Below are 16,894 nucleotides of genomic sequence, written 5' to 3' on the forward strand. Positions count from 1 at the left end.
ATTATATTATACAAAAAACTTGAAGAAGTTTTGTTTTATCAGAGTTCTTTAGGAACTATAACGATACGTCCTTTCAACTAAATTGCAAAAGAACCACTGGAATCAGTTTAGTACACAGTTTAGTACAAACTAATGATTTATTCAGGTTTGCTTAATCCAAACATGTACAAGATTGGGAACAAACATGTACATGATTGATTCCGAACATGTACATGTTTATCTCAACCTCCCGCCAATAAATTACTAATAACCCTTTTCTTATTAAGTACTTTTAGGGCTGAATGGCAGTAATTCATATCGTTTTATACAGCAATTTCCAGCTAAGCACTTTTTAGAGTAATAAAGATGTTTGATTATCAGTTGGATATGTTTTTAGGTGGAGAGGGTGTAAATTCAATAGACAATATTAGTTTTCTCTTCATTATAATATTATTTAATGACTTATTAAAGACAAATTGAAGTTTTATGGTAATATTTTATTTATCATTTCATGCATTTTATCTTTGCCGGGAAAACCGGTGACTTTATTTTTCAATACACCACTTCTATCATATAATAGATAAGTCGGTATTGAATCAAATCCAAGGTTATTCAGTATATATTCCCATTCATCAGCTGTAAGGTAATATTGTTCGCCCCCAATTACCTTAATTTGTGCTTCCCATGATTCTTTAGGAGAAGTAACATTCGATACATAAACAAAAACTACGTCTTCACCTTTGAGTTCTTTTTTTAATGGTATAATATCTGTAAAAGCGCTCTTACATGGACCGCACCACGTAGCCCAGAAATCGGCTAAAACAACTTTCCCTTTGTATTTGGCAATGATGGCATCCATTAGTTTTTCTTTTGCTATAGCAGGGGTTTTATTTATTTTTAGATCCTTGTTGCTTTCAAGAGTTTTTATTATTTCTTTATTATTTTTGATTAGAATATCTTCAATTCCGCAATTCCTATCTTTGTAGTAATATTTAATATTTTCCAGTTGTTTATTTGTCAATGGTTTATTCCTGTAATTTAACTGGATGGCATATGCATTTGCTGCAAGCATGTCATAGAACAAACCCGAATCAAAGCCAACAACATCCTTAACCTTATTTTTTACCACCTTAAGCCATTCATCAACTGGCATATCATTAATTTGAGGAATATTAAATGCTTTAATAGACAAAAACGCTTTTATAAAACCAGAATAAGAATAACTATATAAATATTGTGGATCATTCAGATTGAATTTGCTGAGAAATGAATAATATGATTTTTCTGGTTCTGCTGCTTTATAATCAGCAGGGATTTTAATTCCTGCTCCTTTAAAACTATTTTCTGCAGCATCTTTATAGTAGAAAAGCCGTCCTTTGAAATAACCTAGGTTGAATGATTTAACCAGATACTCTCTAATTTTTTCAGATAAAGCCAGAGAATCTAATGCAATATTTGTTCTTTCTTTAAGGCTTATATTTAATTCATGTTCTGCAAATTCTTCAGGTGTCATTTTATAATAATCACCCCATGTATAGTGTGTATCAAAGAGTATTATTGCCTGACCGATATTCTTCATGTCATCAGAGGTTAAATTAAGCCCGCCTTTAGCATCGATTTTCATATCGCCTTTATCATCAAAAACAATATTCATTTGCAACTCTTTGTCTTGGTCTAAACCAACAACGCAAGAAACATAGCCTTTTGTTTTTGTCTGAACATTAAAACCAACTATAGCTGTGCTGCATTCAAGCGGGACGTTAAGAGAAAACCTATTATTTTTATCCAGATTTGTTTTATAGTTATTTTGACCGGTAATAGGATTGTAAACACTGACTCCAATGGTAACATCCTCTTCTCCTTCTGAAAGTTTCAGATTACTTATATTGCCATATATTTGGGCTGTTCTGACTTTAATTACAGGATCGGGCAGTTTGTTATTACCTACTGCTACATTTGAAAATAGTAAGTTATATATTCCGGTTATAATAATAAATCGTAAATAGAAGAAGTTTGGTTCATCCGACAAATGCGTAGTTGCTATATAAAAATAAGCTGGTAAATCATTATATTGTAGAGTCCAATCAAACAATATTATGAATACCAGCTTTCTGTACCACGCCTTTGGCGTTTGTGAGCAAGAATGCTCCCGCGTACGCTACGAAGATAAGAGTATTATCTTTGAAGTCCAAACCCGTTCCGAAAAACTTCGTTGTCCTTGTTGTAAGAGTCGGCACTTTATTCGCTCCGGTAGTACTATTCGTCGTTTTCGCGGAGTACCCATAGGGCATAAACCTGTATTTTTAGAAATGAAAGTTCAGCGTCTAGAATGCAAAGATTGTCATTGCATTCGTCAGGAGAATATTCATTTTATTACAGGCAAGCGTTCTTATACGAATCGCCTGGCTCGCCTGGTAGTTGAACTCTCCCGTTTAGGTACTATAAAGGATGTTGCTCATTTCCTTCATCTTTCTTGGGATACGGTAAAGGATATCCAAAAACGTTATCTACAGCGACATTATGGGTGCCCTGATCTGAGCGAACTTGAATATATTGGCATTGATGAGTTCGCAGTTGCAAAAGGTCATGTCTACAAAACAATCGTAGTAAACCTTCTTACAGGACAAGTTGTATATATAGGCGATGGAAAAGGTGCTGATTCTCTGGATGTTTTTTGGAAGAAACTAAAGAAATCCGATGCTGTCATCAAGGCCGTTGCTACAGATTTATCTCCAGCTTTTGTTTCAGCTGTCATGACGAATATACCTGAAGCAACTCTGGTATTTGATCACTTTCATGTAGTCAAACTCATGAATGATGCTTTGGATGAAATACGTAGAAGTGTTTACAGAGAGGAAAAGGATCTGAATAAACGAAAAGTGTTTAAAGGAACTAGATGGTTATTACTATGCAATGGCAAAGACATCTTTGATAACCAATTCAAGTCCAGACTTGATAATGCCTTGAAGCTGAATGAGCCCTTGATGAAAGCATACTATCTGAAAGAAAGTTTGAAAGAAATATGGACACAAGTAAATAAAGAGCAGGCTATCAAAGAATTGGACGCTTGGATAGAACAGGCATATCAAGCCAAAATCCCCAAACTTACAACCTTTGCAAATACACTAAAAGCTCATAAGTGGGGAGTGTTAGCATGGTATGATTATCATATATCAACAGGAAGATTGGAAGGTATTAATAACAAAATCAAAACAATGAAAAGACAAGCATATGGATATAGAGATCAAAGGTTCTTTGAACTTAAAATTTTGGCAATGCATGAGAAGAACTACGCATTTGTCGGATGAACCAGAAGTTTTTAGTCATTGGATATATATAATTAATTAGTTTGTTTATGTAAAAGGTGGAGTAACGAATCTTTCAATGATTTAAGAGTGGTTTCAGAATGAGATTCTTTATATGTCCTGATTATCTCTATCAAGTCCATCCCATTGAAAGCCAAGAATGCTAAATTTTCTAATATTTCATTCCAGCTTAATTTGTTAAATTGATGAGAATAAGCGTCAAAATAGGAACGTGAGTTGGGAATGCACCAGCTTCCATCATGTTTAAAGTTAGATAAATGTTTATAGTCTATCATATAGTCTTTTATATTTAGATTTAAGTTGTAATACAAATATACAAAATTCTTGTAACAAACAACCAATTACAATCATTAATAGTTATTTCATAGTTATCTTTTGTAACTGATTTCTTTACTATACAAAAATACTAGGTGGCACAGGTGGCAGAGAAATAATACTTTTTCCGGTTCTGAAAATTATTTTTTGAAAATTCCGCAATTTGCATAATTTTTAAAATTTTATTTCTGGAAACCAAAAAAGCTCTTTTTTACTGCCACCTGTGCCACCTATTTAAAGATAAAATATTGATAATCAGTGTTGATACAATTCTGTTTTAGCATAATATTGATTTAATATGCATAAAAGGCCGGAGTATTTGTGTTCATAAAGATAAGGCTATCTGTACTATCTTCAATTTATAAAACGAACAGAGTGTTCATTATCGAACACTCTGTTTTATATATATCATCTCATTATTAGATAGTTAGTACTTTGGCACGTACTTTGACTACTATGTTCATATAAAATGTAAACATTCGTATTTTATGGACAGAGAAATTCCAAAAGATGTTCAGCTTAAAGAACGTAGAAAGAAAATAATCAAGTTTTCCTTAATCGGGACAGTTTCAGTAATTCTAGTTGTTGCTTTAATCTCTTTTATGCGTGCAGGAGTCGACAGAAAAGATTTGGTCTTTTCTAATGTAGAAAAGGGTACTATAGAGGTGTCTGTGAGTGCATCGGGTAAAGTGGCTCCGGCATTCGAAGAGATTATTAATTCTCCTATCAACTCCAGAATTCTTGAAGTATACAAAAAGGGGGGCGATTCAGTAGATGTAGGTACGCCAATCCTGAAGCTCGATCTTCAAAGTGCAGAGACAGATTATAATAAACTTCTGGATGAAGAACAGATGCGTAAGTATAAGCTGGAACAACTGAAGGTTAATAATAAGACCAAGCTTAGTGATATGAACATGCAGATAAAAGTATCTGCCATGAAACTGAGCCGCATGAAGGTGGAACTTCGTAATGAGCATTATCTGGATAGTCTGGGTGCCGGCACAACCGATAAAGTAAAACAAGCCGAACTTAGCTATAATGTTGCTAAGTTGGAACTTGAACAACTGAAACAACAATATAATAATGAATGTCAGATTGCAGCAGCCGAATTGAAAGTTCAGCAACTCGATTTCAATATCTTCCGTAAATCACTGGCCGAAACAAAACGTGTTCTTGATGATGCACGGATACGTTCTCCACGAAAAGCCATTCTTACTTTTATCAATAATCAAATTGGGGCTCAGATTTCTCAAGGCGGACAGGTGGCTATAATATCAGATCTTTCTCATTTCAAAGTAGAAGGTGAGATTGCCGATACTTACAGTGACCGGGTTAGCGCCGGAGGAAAAGTTATTGTAAAGATTGGAAGCGAACAGCTTGAAGGAACCGTTAGCAGTGTTACTCCACTTTCCAAAAATGGTGTTATTTCTTTTACCGTACAGTTGAAGAACGATCATAGCCCACGCCTGCGTTCCGGACTAAAGACAGATGTATATATAATGAATGCTGTAAAAGAAAACGTATTGCGCATTGCCAATGGTTCTTATTATGCCGGGGCCGGTGAGTACGACTTGTTTGTACAAAACGGAAACAACCTTATGAAGCGTAAAGTTCGCCTGGGGGATAGCAATTTTCAATATGTAGAGGTTATATCCGGATTACAACCGGGCGATCAGGTAGTGGTTAGCGATATGACAAATTACAAGAATAGATCTAAACTGAAGATTAAATAAGAAATTAAAATACTTATAATTATGATTAAGCTTACAGAATTAAACAAGATTTATCGTACAGACGAGATTGAAACAATAGCTTTGGAGAATGTAAACCTGGAAGTACAAAAAGGTGAGTTCTTAAGTATTATGGGGCCTTCCGGATGTGGGAAGTCTACCTTGTTGAATATTATGGGATTGCTTGATGCGCCAACATCCGGTAAAATAGAGATAAACGGTATTCAAACCATAAATATGAAAGATAAAGAACTGGCTCAGTTTCGTAATCAGAAATTAGGCTTTGTTTTCCAGAGTTTTCACTTAATCAATTCATTAAACGTAATTGATAATGTTGAGCTTCCATTACTTTATCGCAAAGTTTCTTCTTCCGAAAGAAAAAAAAGAGCACAGGAAGTCTTGGAGAAAGTAGGTTTAAGTCACCGTATGCGCCATTTCCCAACTCAGCTATCGGGTGGTCAGTGCCAGCGTGTTGCTATTGCCCGTGCCATTATTGGTAATCCGGATATTATTCTTGCCGATGAGCCTACCGGTAATCTGGATTCTAAAATGGGAGCAGAGGTTATGGATATTCTACACAAACTTAATAAAGAAGACGGACGCACCATTGTAATGGTTACACACGATGAACGTCAGGCAAAACAAACTGCACGTACTGTTCGCTTCTTTGACGGACGACAAATACAATAATCAGCTGGTTTTCTGAAGAGCTTAATGAATATAATTAATCAATAACAGATAATAGAATGTATAAACAATATTTAAATCAGACATTGCACTTGCTGAAGGAGAATAAACTGCTGAGTGCAATCTCTATTATAGGAACAGCCCTTGCCATATCTATGATAATGGTCATTGTCATTGTCTATGAAGTAAAGACGGCTAACTATGAACCGGAAACTCACCGTGACAGAATGCTGACTGTAAAGTGGGCGGGGATTGTTGATAAGAAACATCCTGACTGGAATTCAAATTCGATGCTTTCCTCCAGAGTAGTAAAAGAGTGTTTTTATACGTTGAAAAGTGCAGAGGCTGTGACCGGCATACTTCCTTACCAACCGAAGTTGGCTAATATTCCGGGGGGAACAACCGATTTAAAATGCGATGTAAGTTTTACTGATGCTGCATTTTGGAAGGTATTTGAATTCTCTTTCCTGAAAGGTAAACCATTTGTGCAAGAAGAGTTTGAAAGTGGCATAAAAAAAGCAGTGATTACTGAAAGTCTGGCTCGCCACCTATATGGTAATATTGATGTTATTGGCAAACCTATTCGTTTTAGTTATATAGATTATACAATATCTGGTGTGGTAAAAGATGTATCTACCTTAGCCGAAGCTGCTTATGCTCAGGCATGGGTTCCATATACGGTAATTAAAAGGCCATTTTATGAAGATTGGAGTGAAGGCTTGTTAGGGTCTTTCCGATGTTATATTTTGGCTCGGAATAGTTCTGATTTTGATAAAATCCGTAACGAAGTTAATCGGAACGTAATTGCACTGAATGCTGGACAAAAAAGTCAAAATCTTATTTTACGTGGACAACCAGATACACAGTTTGTACAAATGACTCGTAGATGGGCAAATGAGGATGCAAAGGTGAAAGAAACCGTCATTAAATATAGCATAGTTCTTGTAATTCTGTTACTTGTCCCTGCCATTAATCTATCGGGAATGACTCTATCTCGTATGAGAAAACGAATGGCAGAAATAGGGGTAAGAAAAGCGTTTGGCGCTAATAGAAAGGAGTTGTTGGGACAAATTTTATATGAGAACTTTGTGCTTACCATTTTAGGAGGAATAGTGGGGCTTTTCTTTTCTTTTGTTTCAGTGTATTTTATGAAAGAATGGCTATTAAGCAGTTCAATGGACGGTTATCTAGCCGGAAGTTCTTCTCTTAGCATAGAAATGCTGTTTAAATCTTCCGTATTTCTTTATGCACTGCTATTTTGTATGTTGTTGAATATGCTGAGTGCTGGAATCCCTGCATGGAAGGCTTCTCGAACCAATATTGTTAATGCTTTAAATGATAGATAAGATGATTAAACATATTCTAAAACAGATTTGGGTACAACGTATTACTAACTCCTGGTTATGGATGGAGTTGTTTTTGGTTTCTATATTTCTTTGGTTTATCATAGATTTTCTATATGTTACTGTAAATACATATTATACTCCTACAGGCTTCGATATTGAACATACTTACAAAGTAGACTTGGATCAAATGTCATTGGAGAGTGAGGATTATATACCTACAGATAAAAAGAAAACAACCGTTGGTGAAGATTATTTAACCATCGTGAACCGCATTCGTAATTATCCGGGAGTGGAGGCAGTAAGCATTTCGTCTTGTGCATATCCTTATTGCGGAGCAAACTCATTTAATAATTATCAGCTTGACACAGCGCAAGTGAATTTACAACTCCGTTTTATTACTCCCGATTTCTTTCGTGTTTTTCGTGTAACTACTCCCGATGGCAAAATAGAATCGTTGGTTTCTAACTTTAAGCAAAAGAATTCAATTGTGATATCTAAGGATGCTGATTTGAAATTAATGGGAGAGGGACGTTCTGCTCTTGGGAAGACATTGAGCCAGTCTGAAGTAGATTCTGTAAGTAAGAAGGTTACCGGTATTTGTTCTTACATCCGTTATAGTGAGTTTGCGAAAAAATATCCATGTGCGTTTTTGGGAAATGAAGAATCTGAAATGACTAAAGTAAATTCCTCAGACTATTTTTCCGGATTAGATCTTTGTATCCGTGTTTCTCCGGAAGCCGATCACAATTTTATTTCCAAATTTAGGAAAGACATGATTAGCCTATCAAGAGTAGGTAACTTTTTTCTGCTTGATGTAAAATCGTTTGCAGATATACGCGATTCTTATTTTAAAATGACAGGAGATTTTAATGAACTAAAAACCCGTATGGCAGTTATTGCTTTCCTATTGGTTAATATCTTCCTCGGCATTATTGGAACATTTTGGTTTCGTACGGATTACAGAAAAGCAGAAATGGGCTTGCGATTGGCTGTTGGATCTACACGTACCAGTTTATTCAGACTACTTATTGCCGAAGGAGTGATATTGCTTACACTTGCCATTATTCCTGCAGGCATTATATCTTTTAATATTGGTAAAGCCGATTTGGTTGATGTAGACAGAATGGATTTTACGTTTGTGCGGTTCATCTGCGGAATGCTCATAACTTATTTGTTAATGGCATTTATGATAATACTTGGTATCTGGTATCCGGCTCGTCAGGCTATGAAGATACAACCGGCGGAAGTTCTTCACGAACAGTAAATTGCTGCAGGAAGGTTTTTAGAATATAACGGAAGGTGTTTGCACTCTTGTACAAAAGAATACAATCTTCTGTACAAAACAATTAATTCTTTTGTACAGAAGAAATCAATCTTTTGTACAAGAATAAAATGAAGTTCGGTTTAATAATTTAAATGTATGGTTTTAGTAGTAATATTAATCATTATTCTTTCTGCAATTTCCTGTGAGGCAAATGCGCAGAAACAGTTATCGCTTGATGATGCAATATCTCTGGCAAGAGTGCAAAGTGTGGATGCTGCGGTATCACTCAACGAGCTGAAAACTGCTTATTGGGAATATCGTACGCATAAAGCGGATATGCTTCCTGAGGTTAACTTTTCCGGAACGCTTCCAGCTTACAACAAGAGCTACAGTTCTTATCAGGAAAGTGATGGGTCGTACACTTTTGTGCCCAACAATTATCTGGGACTTTCCGGGAAATTCTCCGTAGATCAGAATATATGGGTTACTGGCGGTAAACTTTCGCTTACTTCCTCTCTCGATTATCTGAAGCAATTGAGTTCCGGAGGTACACATCAATACATGAGTGTGCCTGTAGGCCTCACACTTACCCAGCCTATATTTAATGTGAACAACCTTAAATGGAAGAGAAAAATAGAACCGGTAAGATATGCTGAAGCTAAGGCTGCTTATATAGAGAGCACCGAGAAGGTAACAATGAAGACAATTACAGATTTCTTTGAGCTTATTCTGGCTCAGGAAAATCTGAAAATAGCCCGCCAGAATCTTCAGAATGCCGACAAGCTTTATGAGATTGCCAAAGCAAAAAGAACAATGGGACAGATATCGGAGAATGAGCTGTTGCAACTTAAGCTTGCAGCACTAAAATCTAAAGGAACTGTTACCGATATGGAAAGTAACCTGAATGCGAAAATGTTTCAGCTTCGTTCGTTTCTTGGTTTGAGCGAACAGGATAATATAGAACCCGAAATTCCTTCTATTGTTCCGGTTATGCATGTCGACTATCAGTCTGTGCTTGAGAAGGCGCATGAAAATAATTCATTTGCGAAAAACATAAGAAGACGACAATTGGAAGCTGATTATAATGTGGCATCGGCTAAAGGTGCTTTGCGGAGCATTGACCTTTACGCTTCGGTAGGATATACGGGGTTGAATAATAGTTTCAACTCTTCTTATCAGGATTTGATGAATAATCAGATTGTGTCGGTTGGTGTTAAGATTCCTATTCTCGATTGGGGGAAGCGTCGCGGCAAGGTTAAGGTGGCCGAAAGTAACAGAGAGGTAATTGAATCGAAGATTAAACAGGAACAGATGGATTTTAATCAGGATATCTTCTTGCTGGTTGAGCATTTCAATAATCAGGCCATGCAGCTCAATATTGCTGCTGAGGCCGATGACATAGCGCAACAAAGATACAAAACGTCAATAGAAACCTTCCTTATTGGCAAAATTAATACACTCGACCTTAATGATGCGCAGACAAGTAAGGATGATGCCAAGCAAAAGCACATTTCCGAACTTTATAAGTACTGGTATTACTACTATCAGATTCGTAGTCTGACCTTATTCGATTTTCAAAAGAATAAAACTCTTGATGCAGAATTTGCTGAGATTGTGAAAAAATAATGATTATATTTGCAAAAACTCATTGAAACATGATTTTAATAATAGACGATGATCAGGCCGTTCGTTCTTCGCTGACTTTCCTTCTGAAAAGGGTAGGCTATGAAGCTGAAGCTGTTTCTAATCCGAAGGCTGCAATAGAAATAGTACGTTCTGTTGCTCCGGAACTGATACTTATGGATATGAATTTTTCTCTGACAACCACCGGAGAAGAAGGATTGATTTTACTTAAACAAGTAAAGATATTCTGTCCGGATGTTCCCGTAATACTGATGACCGCCTGGGGCTCTATTGCTCTGGCTGTTCAGGGAATGCAGACTGGGGCTTTCGATTTCATAACCAAGCCATGGAACAATGAAATGCTGCTGAAGTCCATCCGCACTGCTCTCGATCTATACGCCCAGAAACAAGAAGTGCCTCAGGTAATGAACCGTACGGAGATGGATGGCAAATTCCGCTTTGATAAAATCATTGGTAAATCGCCTGCATTAATGGGGGTGCTTAATACCGTGAGCCGTATAGCCCGCACAAATGCATCTGTACTTATAACCGGCGAGAGTGGCACGGGAAAGGAACTTATTGCTGAGGCTATTCACATGAATAGTACCCGTGCAAAGGAACCGTTTGTCAAGGTCAATCTGGGAGGGATATCTCAAAGCTTGTTCGAAAGTGAGATGTTTGGCCACAAGAAGGGGGCATTTACAGATGCTTCATCGGATAGAACCGGACGCTTTGAAATGGCAAATAAGGGAACTATCTTCTTAGACGAAATAGGAGATCTGGATATGTCATGTCAGGTAAAGCTTTTGCGTGTTTTGCAGGACCAAACGTTTGAGGTGCTTGGCGATAGCCGTCCGCGCAAAGTAGATGTGCGTGTGGTTAGTGCCACGAATTGCGATCTGCGTAGTATGGTTGGCGAACGCACTTTCCGGGAAGACCTTTTCTATCGTATAAATCTCATTACTGTGCACCTGCCTTCTTTGAGAGAAAGGAAGGATGATATACCTTTGCTTGCCCGACATTTTGCCGATCAGCAAGCAAAACAGAATTTTATGGCTCCGGTTAAATTTTCCTCGGAAGCTCTTTCTTTTTTACAATCGCTTCCATATCCGGGAAATATCCGTGAGTTGAAGAATCTGGTAGAACGCACTATTCTTGTTAGCGGAAAGGAAGTGCTCGAAGCGTCCGACTTTGAAGGTCAGTATCAGCGGCGAGATGATCTGAAATCTGTAATTAAGCCCTGAATGACATTGGATGAAATAGAAAAACATACTATTCTTCAGGCTCTCGATTTACAGAACGGTAATATTTCTCAGGTAGCTTTGTCGTTAGGAATAAGCAGGGCGGCTCTTTATCGCCGACTGGAAAAATATGGAATAAATTATTAGCTGGGTATGAAAGTTAAAAGCCTCTTCTGGATATTTGCATTTTTACTGCTGGTTATTCTTTCTTTGCTGACAAGTATTGTTGTTCAGAAAGAATCGTGGATGTTCTATCTGGTAGAAGGTCTTATTGTGGTTGCTATATTTCTACTGATTGTTTTCTATAAAAAAATAGTAAAGCCTCTCAATACTATTGGCAATGGTATGGATTTGCTTAGAGAGCAGGACTTTAGTTCACGCCTTAGTCCGGTGGGGCAATATGAAGCGGACAGGGTAGTGAATATCTTTAACCGTATGATGGAGCAGTTGAAGAATGAACGTATTCGTCTTAGAGAGCAAAATAATTTTCTGGATTTGCTTATTAAAGCTTCTCCGATGGGAGTGATAATCCTCAATTTTGATGAAAAAATAACATCTCTGAATCCGGCAGCTATAAAAGTTCTTGGTATCCATTCAGTGGAAGAGGTCGCTAATAAAAAGCTTCAGGATATTGATTCACTATTGGCTGAAGAACTGGCTACATTATCTTTTAATGATATACGCACTGTGCAGCTGAATGACTCGAATATATACAAATGTACTTACTCTTCTTTTATTGATCAGGGATTTCAGCATCCTTTTATATTGATTGAAAGTCTGACCGACGAGGTGATGAAGGCCGAGAAGAAGGCTTATGAGAAAGTTATTCGTATGATTGCTCATGAAGTGAATAACACAACCGCCGGTATTACTTCTACATTAGACACTGTAGAATCTACCTTGACCGAAGTTGAGAATACAGAAGATATTCGTGAAGTGATGCGGGTATGTATTGACAGATGCTTTAGCATGAGCCGTTTTATAACAAACTTTGCTGATGTAGTAAAGATACCCGAACCCGATTTACGCAGACAGGATTTGAATACGCTGGTTAATTCCTGCAAGATGTTCATGGAAAACATTTGCCATGATCGTGATATCTCTATCACTCTTCGTCTTTCAGAGAACCTGAATGAGGTTATGGTGGATGCTAGTCTGTTTGAACAAGTGATGGTCAACATCATTAAAAACTCGGCTGAGAGCATTGAAAGTCAGGGTGAAATTATAATAACTACAACCAATAACCCGATATGCCTGGAAGTAGCTGATAACGGGAAAGGCATTAACAAAGAAACTGCTGCAAAACTATTTAGCCCTTTCTTTTCAACCAAGCCTGAAGGGCAGGGAATAGGCTTGATATTTATTCGTGAGGTGCTCCTTAAACATGGTTGCACTTTTTCATTACGAACTTATGATGACGGATTAACCCGTTTCCGTATTTTATTTGAGTAAATCCGTTATCGTAGATAAGCAAAAAAAGAGGCTAACACTAATAAGGTAGCCTCTTTCTTTTTATTTAATTTCGATTTCTTCCTGCATATCAATCTCCTCGCCATTTGAATCATAGAATTTGTATTCCAGAAAGGCCAGTTTCTGATTAGGGATAATCTTAATTCCAAATCCGTATTTTATTTGCCATTTATGTTTTAAGGAGATAAATCCTTGATTTACATAGGCTGTAATATACGGGTGGATGTGAAGTGTGAATTTCTTTACCTTTAATTTATTTACCAGGTAATCAATTTTATTCTCTAAAGAATCTGTAAACAGAATGGAAGGCTTAATAGTTCCCTTCCCAAAACAGGCTGGGCAAATTTCACTTGTATTTACATCCATGGCCGGACGAACTCGTTGACGGGTTATTTGCATCAGCCCGAACTTACTAAGTGGTAAAATGTTATGCTTGGCTCTGTCGAGCTGCATATTTGCACACATCCTTTCGTAAAGTTTCTGTCTGTTTTCTGCCTCATTCATATCTATAAAGTCGATAACAATAATTCCTCCCATATCACGGAGACGGAGTTGTCTTGCTATCTCATCGGCTGCACCCAGGTTTACTTCTAAAGCATTTCCTTCCTGGCTATTTGTGCCTTTAGCACGGTTACCACTATTAACATCAACCACATGAAGGGCTTCAGTATGTTCGATAATAAGGTATGCGCCACTTTTATAAGATATGGTTTTCCCAAATGATGATTTAATCTGTTTGGTAATGCCGAAATTGTCATAAATAGGAAGTTGTCCTTTGTACAACTTTACAATTTCGGTTCTCTCTGGGGCAATGAGGGTAACATAATCCTTTACTTCTTCAAAAACATCTTTGTCATTGATATAAATGTTTTCGTAAGAAGGGTTAAACAAATCACGCAACAATGCAACAGTTCGGCTGGTTTCCTCGTAAACGAGAGTTGGAAACTTGGTAGCCTTCTGAACTTTAGTTATGCTTTCTTCCCAATGTTTTAAAAGAACTTTAAGTTCTCCATCAAGCTCTGCCACTCTTTTACCTTCAGCTACCGTACGAACAATTACACCAAAGTTTTTTGGCTTTATGCTCTGTAAAAGCTGTTTCAGGCGGGCACGTTCTTCGCTTGATTTAATTTTTTGTGATACAGAAACCTTATCATTAAAGGGGATAAGCACTAAATATCTTCCTGCAAAGGAAATCTCGGCTGTCAATCTTGGCCCTTTAGTAGAAATTGGTTCCTTTACAATTTGAACAACAATTTCCTGTCCTACTTTTAGTGTATTAGAGATTGTTCCCTCTTTTTCAATATCAGGAAGGATAGTTGCCTTTGTAATGGGATTAAGCTTCTTTCTGTCGCTTAACGTTTGTTTAACGTACTTTTGTAGAGAATTAAATTGAGGACCTAAATCTAAATAATGAAGAAAAGCATCTTTTTCGTAACCTACATCCACGAAGCAAGCATTTAAACCGGGCATTAATTTCTTTACGCGGCCTAAATACATATTTCCCACGGAGAAAGAAAGATTTCTTCCTTCACTTTGAAGTTCCACTAAACTCTTGTTCTCAAGAAGTGCAATGGAAATTTCTTTGGGTTGTACGTCTACTACCAGTTCGCTTGTCACAATATGTTTCTTTATTAATTTAAGTGATGAACAGTAAAACATAGTTTATTGTTCATTGAAGTTCCTCTTTACACAAAGAACAAACTTCAAGACATTTGTCTTTACAAGTTTGTTCTTTATTTTCTGTCATTCAGACTAAAAATTATTTCTTGCTTTTATGTCTGTTCTTTCTTAGTCTTTTTTTACGCTTGTGAGTAGACATTTTATGTCTTTTTTTCTTCTTTCCGCTTGGCATAGCTTCAAAATTTTATGGTTAATACTCTTGTTAATTATTTCTTTACTGCAATAGTAAATGTCTTTGCAGGTTTAAACGACGGAATGTTGTGCTCCGGAATAATGATAGTTGTATTCTTTGAAATATTACGAGCTGTTTTTTGTGCTCTTTTCTTAACTACAAAACTACCAAAACCACGCAAATAAACGTTATCCTCATTTGATAAGGAATCTTTTACTGTATCCATGAATGCTTCTACTGTTGTAAGCACTGTAGTTTTATCAATTCCTGTGTTTTTAGCAATCTCGTTTACAATATCTGCTTTTGTCATTTTTAAAAAAATCTATGTTATACGTACTTCTAATTTTTTGGAATGCAAATATATAGCTTTTTAGGTTCTCAAAAAAATATATGCTTAAGATTTTTATAAAAAAGTAGGTTGTTTACCGTTTATTGCTTTACTTTTGCGAAAATGGCGTTATTTCGATTTAAAAATGGACAAATTTAGCGATAAAATTATAGATTGGTACGAAGCTAATAAGCGAATATTACCTTGGCGGGAAACATCGGATCCTTATCTGATTTGGATTTCAGAAATTATACTGCAACAGACTCGTGTTGCTCAGGGGTATGATTATTTTCTGAGGTTTGTGGAAAGATTTCCAACAGTAAAATCATTGGCTGAAGCTGATGAAGATGAAGTCTTGAAATACTGGCAAGGTTTGGGATATTATTCTCGTGCACGCAACTTACATGCAGCTGCAAAAAGTATCAAAGGAGATTTTCCTGATACTTATTCTGATATTTTGGCTCTTAAGGGTGTAGGAGAGTACACGGCTGCAGCAATCTGCTCTTTTGCTTACAATTTACCTTATGCTGTTGTGGATGGAAATGTATACCGGGTATTGTCTCGTTATCTGGGTATTCAGACTCCTATAGATTCAACTGAAGGGAAAAAGTTGTTTGCTTCTTTGGCGGGTGAGCTTCTTGATAAATCAAAACCTGGAATTTATAATCAGGCTATAATGGATTTCGGTGCATTGCAATGTACTCCGGCTTCTCCGGGATGTTTATCTTGTCCGCTAGCCGACTCTTGTTTGGCTTTAAAGGATAATCTGGTAAACATCTTGCCAGTGAAACAAAACAAAACGAAGACAACCAACAGGTATTTTAATTATTTATATGTACGCATGGGCGCGTATACCTTTTTAAATAAGCGAAGTGAAAATGATATTTGGAAGAATTTGTTTGAATTTCCATTAGTTGAATCAAACAAGTCACTCGGTGAGGAAGAGTTGTTTGCCTTACCGGAATTTCAGCAGTTATTCGCTCCGAATGAGAAACCGGTTATTCGTTGTTTAAGCAAGAATGTAAAACATGTACTTTCTCACAGAGTAATTTACACTAATTTTTATGAAGTTATTTTACCAGATAATTCAACTTCTTTTTCTTCATATCTAAAGGTTTTAATAGCAGATATTGACAAGTATGCAGTCTCTCGTTTGATACACAGCTTCTTAGAGAAATATTTATAAATTAATTACTTAATACTTGCTTAATGTTGTATTTCTGATTATTTTTGAAGGCAAAATAATTAATATATAAATAAAACAACTAATTTTTATGTCTGTAAATAAAGTGATATTGATTGGAAATGTTGGGAAAGATCCTGATGTTAGATACCTGGATAGTGGCGTAGCAGTAGCAAACTTTACATTGGCAACTTCAGATAAAGGATATACTTTGGCCAATGGCACACAAGTTCCTGAAAGAACTGAATGGCATAATATTGTTTTATGGAGAGGATTGGCTGAAGTAGCCGAAAAATATGTTCATAAAGGTGATAAATTATATATTGAAGGGAAAATAAGAACTCGTTCTTATGACGATCCAAGTGGAGCAAAACGTTATATTACCGAGATTTTTGCAGATGCTATGGAAATGCTTACTCCAAAGGGAGGCAATCAGCCTTATGCACCTCAGCAGGCACAGCCTCAGAGTGCACCGGTGCAATCTCAGCCTGTTTCCCAGGATAATTCAACAGATGATTTACCCTTTTAATTGAGGAATTATGAATTGTGT

14 protein-coding genes are annotated in these 16,894 nt (G+C 36.6%); 11 read left to right on the forward strand and 3 right to left on the reverse strand.

From position 1 onward, the window contains the following. Positions 1-463: 463 nt before the first annotated feature. Positions 464-2,008 (reverse strand): TlpA family protein disulfide reductase, encoded by a 1,545-nt coding sequence (locus BUC21_RS14800; RefSeq protein WP_073403830.1) that lies wholly within the window; start codon positions 2,006-2,008, stop codon positions 464-466. A 67-nt stretch (positions 2,009-2,075) separates the two neighbouring features. Between BUC21_RS14800 and BUC21_RS14805 the strand changes: the two genes are divergently transcribed. The 9 genes from BUC21_RS14805 to BUC21_RS14845 all read left to right on the forward strand — a co-directional run bounded on the left by BUC21_RS14805 (position 2,076) and on the right by BUC21_RS14845 (position 12,963). Beyond that, positions 2,076-3,287 (forward strand): ISL3 family transposase, encoded by a 1,212-nt coding sequence (locus tag BUC21_RS14805; RefSeq protein ID WP_073403832.1) that lies wholly within the window; start codon positions 2,076-2,078, stop codon positions 3,285-3,287. A gap of 821 nt (positions 3,288-4,108) precedes the next feature. Beyond that, the gene (locus BUC21_RS14815; protein WP_073403836.1) at positions 4,109-5,353 is read left to right on the forward strand and encodes an efflux RND transporter periplasmic adaptor subunit; all 1,245 of its coding nucleotides are present in this window, start codon (positions 4,109-4,111) and stop codon (positions 5,351-5,353) included. A 21-nt stretch (positions 5,354-5,374) separates the two neighbouring features. Then, positions 5,375-6,040 carry an ABC transporter ATP-binding protein gene (locus BUC21_RS14820; protein ID WP_073403838.1) on the forward strand — a complete coding sequence of 222 codons (666 nt, stop codon included), beginning with the start codon at positions 5,375-5,377 and terminating at the stop codon, positions 6,038-6,040. A 56-nt stretch (positions 6,041-6,096) separates the two neighbouring features. After that, positions 6,097-7,383, forward strand: a complete 1,287-nt coding sequence (locus BUC21_RS14825) for an ABC transporter permease (RefSeq protein WP_073403840.1) — start codon at positions 6,097-6,099, stop codon at positions 7,381-7,383. 1 nt (position 7,384) lies between these two features. Next, a complete protein-coding gene (locus BUC21_RS14830; protein ID WP_073403942.1) occupies positions 7,385-8,647 on the forward strand; it encodes an ABC transporter permease in 1,263 nt (420 codons plus the stop codon). A gap of 156 nt (positions 8,648-8,803) precedes the next feature. Continuing rightward, the gene (locus BUC21_RS14835) at positions 8,804-10,273 is read left to right on the forward strand and encodes a TolC family protein (RefSeq protein ID WP_073403842.1); all 1,470 of its coding nucleotides are present in this window, start codon (positions 8,804-8,806) and stop codon (positions 10,271-10,273) included. Positions 10,274-10,302: 29 nt separating this feature from the next. Continuing rightward, positions 10,303-11,514, forward strand: a complete 1,212-nt coding sequence (locus BUC21_RS14840; protein ID WP_394332769.1) for a sigma-54-dependent transcriptional regulator — start codon at positions 10,303-10,305, stop codon at positions 11,512-11,514. Continuing rightward, positions 11,515-11,658 (forward strand): helix-turn-helix domain-containing protein, encoded by a 144-nt coding sequence (locus BUC21_RS16790; RefSeq protein WP_394332770.1) that lies wholly within the window; start codon positions 11,515-11,517, stop codon positions 11,656-11,658. Between the two features lie 6 nt (positions 11,659-11,664). Then, the gene (locus tag BUC21_RS14845) at positions 11,665-12,963 is read left to right on the forward strand and encodes a sensor histidine kinase (RefSeq protein WP_073403853.1); all 1,299 of its coding nucleotides are present in this window, start codon (positions 11,665-11,667) and stop codon (positions 12,961-12,963) included. 60 nt (positions 12,964-13,023) lie between these two features. Here the strand turns inward: BUC21_RS14845 and BUC21_RS14850 are convergent, their stop codons facing one another. Continuing rightward, positions 13,024-14,598 carry an Rne/Rng family ribonuclease gene (locus BUC21_RS14850; protein ID WP_073403944.1) on the reverse strand — a complete coding sequence of 525 codons (1,575 nt, stop codon included), beginning with the start codon at positions 14,596-14,598 and terminating at the stop codon, positions 13,024-13,026. Positions 14,599-14,867: 269 nt separating this feature from the next. Further along, positions 14,868-15,143: an HU family DNA-binding protein gene (locus BUC21_RS14855; protein ID WP_073403855.1), complete on the reverse strand. Its 276-nt coding sequence runs from the start codon at positions 15,141-15,143 to the stop codon at positions 14,868-14,870. A 163-nt stretch (positions 15,144-15,306) separates the two neighbouring features. On the opposite strand from BUC21_RS14855, the gene mutY reads away from it, so the two are divergent. Both mutY and BUC21_RS14865 read left to right on the forward strand, forming a co-directional pair. Beyond that, positions 15,307-16,347 carry an A/G-specific adenine glycosylase gene (gene mutY / locus BUC21_RS14860; RefSeq protein WP_073403857.1) on the forward strand — a complete coding sequence of 347 codons (1,041 nt, stop codon included), beginning with the start codon at positions 15,307-15,309 and terminating at the stop codon, positions 16,345-16,347. An 88-nt stretch (positions 16,348-16,435) separates the two neighbouring features. Further along, on the forward strand, positions 16,436-16,873 hold the full coding sequence (locus BUC21_RS14865; RefSeq protein WP_073403859.1) for a single-stranded DNA-binding protein: 438 nt from the start codon (positions 16,436-16,438) through the stop codon (positions 16,871-16,873). The last annotated feature ends 21 nt before the right edge of the window (positions 16,874-16,894 follow it).

It is taken from the genome of Bacteroides luti (assembly GCF_900128905.1).
Lineage (GTDB): Bacteria > Bacteroidota > Bacteroidia > Bacteroidales > Bacteroidaceae > Bacteroides > Bacteroides luti.

Coding starts and splice junctions, on each gene's coding strand:
- BUC21_RS14805 (WP_073403832.1), top strand. CDS start 2,076: ATGAATACCAGCTTTCTGTACCACGCCTTTGGCGTTTGTGAGCAAGAA.
- BUC21_RS14815 (WP_073403836.1), top strand. CDS start 4,109: ATGGACAGAGAAATTCCAAAAGATGTTCAGCTTAAAGAACGTAGAAAG.
- BUC21_RS14820 (WP_073403838.1), top strand. CDS start 5,375: ATGATTAAGCTTACAGAATTAAACAAGATTTATCGTACAGACGAGATT.
- BUC21_RS14825 (WP_073403840.1), top strand. CDS start 6,097: ATGTATAAACAATATTTAAATCAGACATTGCACTTGCTGAAGGAGAAT.
- BUC21_RS14830 (WP_073403942.1), top strand. CDS start 7,385: ATGATTAAACATATTCTAAAACAGATTTGGGTACAACGTATTACTAAC.
- BUC21_RS14835 (WP_073403842.1), top strand. CDS start 8,804: ATGGTTTTAGTAGTAATATTAATCATTATTCTTTCTGCAATTTCCTGT.
- BUC21_RS14840 (WP_394332769.1), top strand. CDS start 10,303: ATGATTTTAATAATAGACGATGATCAGGCCGTTCGTTCTTCGCTGACT.
- BUC21_RS16790 (WP_394332770.1), top strand. CDS start 11,515: ATGACATTGGATGAAATAGAAAAACATACTATTCTTCAGGCTCTCGAT.
- BUC21_RS14845 (WP_073403853.1), top strand. CDS start 11,665: ATGAAAGTTAAAAGCCTCTTCTGGATATTTGCATTTTTACTGCTGGTT.
- BUC21_RS14855 (WP_073403855.1), bottom strand. CDS start 15,143: ATGACAAAAGCAGATATTGTAAACGAGATTGCTAAAAACACAGGAATT.
- mutY (WP_073403857.1), top strand. CDS start 15,307: ATGGACAAATTTAGCGATAAAATTATAGATTGGTACGAAGCTAATAAG.
- BUC21_RS14865 (WP_073403859.1), top strand. CDS start 16,436: ATGTCTGTAAATAAAGTGATATTGATTGGAAATGTTGGGAAAGATCCT.